Origin of the sequence: Nocardioides sp. (assembly GCF_004803405.1) — a bacterium.
Lineage (GTDB): Bacteria > Actinomycetota > Actinomycetes > Propionibacteriales > Nocardioidaceae > Nocardioides > Nocardioides vastitatis.
Genome location: NZ_SSXI01000122.1, coordinates 1 through 4,316 on the forward strand (window position 1 = coordinate 1; position 4,316 = coordinate 4,316).

Here is a 4,316-nt window from a genome sequence, read left to right on the forward strand (position 1 = left end):
GCTCGGCCAGATCCAAGCGGCCGGCAGCGCGGCGGGAGGCGTCGGCGGCAGCTTGCTGCCCCCTTCTGCGCCGCAGACGCGCTCGGCCAAATCCAAGTTGTAGGACCTCCACAACGATCGAGGCGGATCTTGGTACCCGCTCGGGGCGAGTGGAGGTGACCTGCACGACTAGCGTCACAGAGCGTGAACTCACCACGCTCCGTCCTCGTCACGGGCGGCAACCGCGGCATCGGCCGCGCCATCGCCGAGGCATTCATCGCCGAAGGTGACCACGTCGCAGTCACCACGCGGAGCGGCGGTGCGCCCCAGGGCGCGCTGGAGCTCAAGGCAGACGTCACCGACGGCGAGTCGATCCTGGCGGCGTTCGCCGCTGCCGAGGATGCGCACGGCCCGGTCGAGGTGCTGGTGGCCAACGCGGGCATCACGGCCGACACCCTGCTGCTGCGCATGTCGGACGACGACTGGTCGTCGGTCATCGACACCAATCTCACCGGCACCTTCCGGCTGGTCCGCCGCGCGGCCAAGGGGATGCTGCGCCTCAAGCGTGGCCGGATCATCCTGATCTCCAGCGTGGTGGGCCTCAGCGGGTCGCCCGGCCAGGTCAACTACGCCGCCTCGAAGTCCGGCCTCGTCGGCATGGCGCGGTCGCTGGCGCGTGAGCTCGGCCCCCGCTCGATCACTGCCAACGTCGTGGCCCCCGGCTACATAGACACCGACATGACGGCGGTGCTGAGCGACGAGCAGAAGGAAGGAATCCGCAGCCAGGTCCCCCTGGCGCGGTACGGCAGCGCGGCGGAGGTGGCCGGCGCGGTGGTCTGGCTGGCGAGCCCGGCCGCGGCCTACGTGACCGGCGCGGTGATCCCCGTCGACGGCGGACTCGGAATGGGGCACTGACATGGGCATCCTCGACGGCAAGACCATCCTCGTGGCGGGCGTCACGATGGACTCCTCCATCGGCTTCGCGGTGGCCAAGTACGCGCAGGAGCAGGGCGCGACCGTGCTCATCTCCAACTTCGGCCAGGCGCTGCGGATCACCCGCAGGATCGCCCGCCGGCTCCCCACCGAGCCGCCCGTGCTGGAGCTCGACGTGACCGATCCCGAGCACCTCGCGGGCCTGGCCGACGCCGTCCGCGAGCACCTCGGTGAGGACGCCCACCTCGACGGCGTCGTGCACTCGATCGCCTACGGCAACCCCGAGACCCTCCTCGGCGGCAAGTTCCTCGACGGCCCCTGGAAGGACGTCGCGCAGGCGGTCCAGGTCTCGGCGTACTCCTTCAAGTCCCTCGCCACCGCCTGTCGTCCGCTCATGGGCGAGGGCGGCTCGATCGTGGGCCTCACCTTCGACGCCACCACCGCCTGGCCGGTCTACGACTGGATGGGTGTGGCCAAGGCGGCGCTCGAGTCCTGCTCGCGCTACCTGGCCAGGGATCTGGGTCCTGAGGGCATCCGGGTGAACCTCGTCTCGGCCGGTCCGTTGCGCACCCTGGCCGCGAAGGCGATCCCGGGCTTCGAGGAGCTCGAGTCGATGTGGACCACCCGGGCCCCGCTCGGCTGGGACAACACCGACCAGGAGCCGACCGCGCGCGCCGTCTGCGCGCTCCTCTCGGACCTGTTCCCGGCGACGACGGGGGAGATCGTCCACGTCGACGGCGGCTTCCACGCCATGGGCGCCTAGACACCGGCCGCCGGCGCGGTCACGTCCCCCGGTCGGCTGGCGGGCGCAGCCGCTGCATCGCCGCGGTCAGGGCCGCCCAGACCAGGATGATCAGCGCGATCTCCTGCAGGACATACCACGGCCAGGGTCCCAGGAGGTCCAGGATCGAGCTTCGTGGCTTCCGCAGCAGATAGCCGTAGTTCGTGTCCGCCACCACGTTGAAGACGTACGCCGACACCGCCCACAGCGCGGTCGTGGCCACGGTGGCGGCGAAGTCCCGCCACCGTGGCACCTTGCGCAGCCCGATCACCAGATAGACCGCCGACCACACGATCAGCAGGTGCAGCGCCCAGAACGCGAAGTACCGAGGGTGTGGCAGGTCCTCGTTGACGGCGGGCGTCAGCACACCCTGGATCGTCAGGGTCAGCCCCCAGAAGAAGGTCAGCGCGACCGGGAACGGCTTGTGCGTCCACAGTGCCCACGCGGCGGCCGGCCAGGCGAGGTCGCACAGGTGCAGCGGCAGCGTCACGTCGATGTCGAAGTTGAAGACCAGGTCGATCACCTGGAAGGGCACGGTGACGACCGGGATCAGCACGGCGCAGGCTCGGCTGAACCGGGTCGGCCCCTCGACCGCCCGGTGCCGGCGGCCCAGGACGGCCGCTCCGACCAGCCCCATGGCGAAGATCACGAGGGGCACCAGGTGGGTCACGCCGTACTGCGTCACGAACCCAGCATGGGCCCTACGATCTAGCCGTGGACAGCAATCGGCAGGTCGTGGTCGTTCGGCACGCGAAGGCGGAGGCCTTCGCGCCCAACGACGTGGACCGCGTCCTGGCCGACAGCGGGCGGGCGGACGCACGCGCGCTGGGCCGGTGGTTCCGCGAGCAGGGGATCGACGCCGACGCCGCCTACGTCTCGTATGCCGCCCGAACTCGGGAGACCTGGGCGCTCGTCGCCGAGGCTGCGCGGTGGGAGGTGGAACCGGAGATCGACGGCGGCCTCTACGGCACGGACGAGGACGGGGTGCTGGAGCTGCTCCGTGAGACCGACGACTCAGCGCGCACCGCGGTGGTCGTGGGACACAACCCCGCGATCGGCCTCCTCGCCCAGCTGCTGGACGACGGGGACGGCGGCGCTGCCGGCACCGACCTCGCCGGCTTCCCGACCTGCACCGCGGCGGTCTTCGAGGTCACCTGCTCGTGGGCCGACGTGGCACCGATGTGCGCGAGGCTGCGCGCGTTCCACGTCGCGCGCGCCTGAGCCCTCTGCGCGAGGAGCTACCCCAATGGCGGAGCCGGCGTGACGATGCCCGCCTCGGCGTCGGCGGCCTCGACCTCCTCGCGGGTGATGCCGAGCAGGTACATGATCGTGTCCAGGTAGGGCACGTTCAGCGCGGTGTCGGCAGCCTCCCGCACGACGGGGCGGGCGTTGTACGCGATCCCGAGGCCCGCAGCGGCCAGCATGTCGAGGTCGTTCGCACCGTCGCCGATCGCGATCGTGGCGGCCTCGGAGACGCCGAGGTCGGCGGCGAACTCCCGCAGGGCCTGCGCCTTGCCGGCCCGGTCGACGACCGCACCGACCAGGTCGCCGGTGAGCCTTCCGTCCACGATCTCCAGCGTGTTCGCACGCGCCCGGTGGATCCCCAGGTCAGCGGCCAGCCGGTCGGTGATCTGGCTGAACCCTCCGGACACGATGGCGAACCGGTAGCCCAGGCGGCGGAGCGTCCGGACCAGCGTCCGCGCTCCCGGGGTGATCACGATGGCCTCGTAGACCTCGTCGAGGACGGACGCGTCGAGGCCCTGGAGCAGCTTGACCCGCGCTCGCAGCGACTGCTCGAAGTCGAGCTCGCCCCGCATCGCGCGCTCGGTCACCTCGGCGACCTCGGCGCCGAAGCCGGCGTGTTCGGCGAGCATCTCGATGACCTCGCCCTGGATCAGCGTGGAGTCCACGTCCATGACGATCAGCCGCATGCCGTGGCGCAGCAGGTTGGCCGGCTGCACGGCGACGTCGATGCCGTGGGCGGCCGCCTCGGTCGCGAGGAGCGTGCGGAGCACGTCGGGAGGCCCGCCCGAGACATCCATCTCGATCGCGGTCACCGGGTAGCGCGCCATCCGCTCGATCCGGTCGATGTTGCCTCCACAGTCGGCGATCCGGCCGGCGATGGCGGCCATCGCCGAGGACTTCAGGGGCGCGCCGATCACCGTGACGTGGGCACGCCCCTCCGGGCGGGACCGGTTGTCACCCGAGCCGCGCTCGATGTCCACGCTCATGCCGAGCGCCTCGACCGTCTCGGTGACCGCCTGGCGCAGCCTCTTCGCGTCGCGGGGAGCGGTGACCAGGACGCCCAGGACCAGGCGGCCTCGCATCACGATCTGCTCGAGGTCCACGACCGTCACGCTCGAGCGGGCGAGGGACTCGAGCACCGCGGACGTCACGCCCGGCCGGTCGGTCCCGGTGACCGTGATCAGGAGCGTGTCGTCTTCGTCGTTGTGGTTGCTCATCGCGGCTGCAGGCTATCGCTCCGCACCGATCAGGACGGGGTCCGCCCCGATCAGGACGGGGGAGGCCAGCCGTCGGGGGAGCACGCGGCGGTCAGCGCGTGCCGCGACGCCCGTTCCAGCGGTGCGAGGGCCGACCGCCGGGCGGCGGCCTCGGCGGCGCT

5 protein-coding genes are annotated in these 4,316 nt (G+C 71.5%); 3 read left to right on the forward strand and 2 right to left on the reverse strand.

The genetic code is table 11. From position 1 onward, the window contains the following. The first annotated feature begins 183 nt into the window (after window positions 1-183). The gene (fabG, locus tag E7Z54_RS09260; protein WP_136433069.1) at window positions 184-894 is read left to right on the forward strand and encodes a 3-oxoacyl-ACP reductase FabG; all 711 of its coding nucleotides are present in this window, start codon (window positions 184-186) and stop codon (window positions 892-894) included. A 1-nt stretch (window position 895) separates the two neighbouring features. Then, a complete protein-coding gene (fabI, locus tag E7Z54_RS09265; protein ID WP_136433070.1) occupies window positions 896-1,675 on the forward strand; it encodes an enoyl-ACP reductase FabI in 780 nt (259 codons plus the stop codon). 19 nt (window positions 1,676-1,694) lie between these two features. On the opposite strand, the gene E7Z54_RS09270 is transcribed toward fabI, so the two are convergent. Beyond that, window positions 1,695-2,378 (reverse strand): TIGR02206 family membrane protein, encoded by a 684-nt coding sequence (locus tag E7Z54_RS09270; protein WP_136433071.1) that lies wholly within the window; start codon window positions 2,376-2,378, stop codon window positions 1,695-1,697. A gap of 29 nt (window positions 2,379-2,407) precedes the next feature. On the opposite strand from E7Z54_RS09270, the gene E7Z54_RS09275 reads away from it, so the two are divergent. Beyond that, window positions 2,408-2,914 carry a SixA phosphatase family protein gene (locus E7Z54_RS09275; protein WP_136433072.1) on the forward strand — a complete coding sequence of 169 codons (507 nt, stop codon included), beginning with the start codon at window positions 2,408-2,410 and terminating at the stop codon, window positions 2,912-2,914. A 17-nt stretch (window positions 2,915-2,931) separates the two neighbouring features. Here E7Z54_RS09275 and serB read toward each other — a convergent pair whose 3' ends face one another. Continuing rightward, window positions 2,932-4,155, reverse strand: a complete 1,224-nt coding sequence (gene serB / locus E7Z54_RS09280) for a phosphoserine phosphatase SerB (RefSeq protein WP_136433073.1) — start codon at window positions 4,153-4,155, stop codon at window positions 2,932-2,934. Window positions 4,156-4,316 lie beyond the last annotated feature (161 nt).

Bases quoted from the DNA above. Each gene is read 5' to 3' on its own strand.
- fabI (WP_136433070.1), top strand. From the start codon at position 896: ATGGGCATCCTCGACGGCAAGACCATCCTCGTGGCGGGCGTCACGATG.
- serB (WP_136433073.1), bottom strand. From the start codon at position 4,155: ATGAGCAACCACAACGACGAAGACGACACGCTCCTGATCACGGTCACC.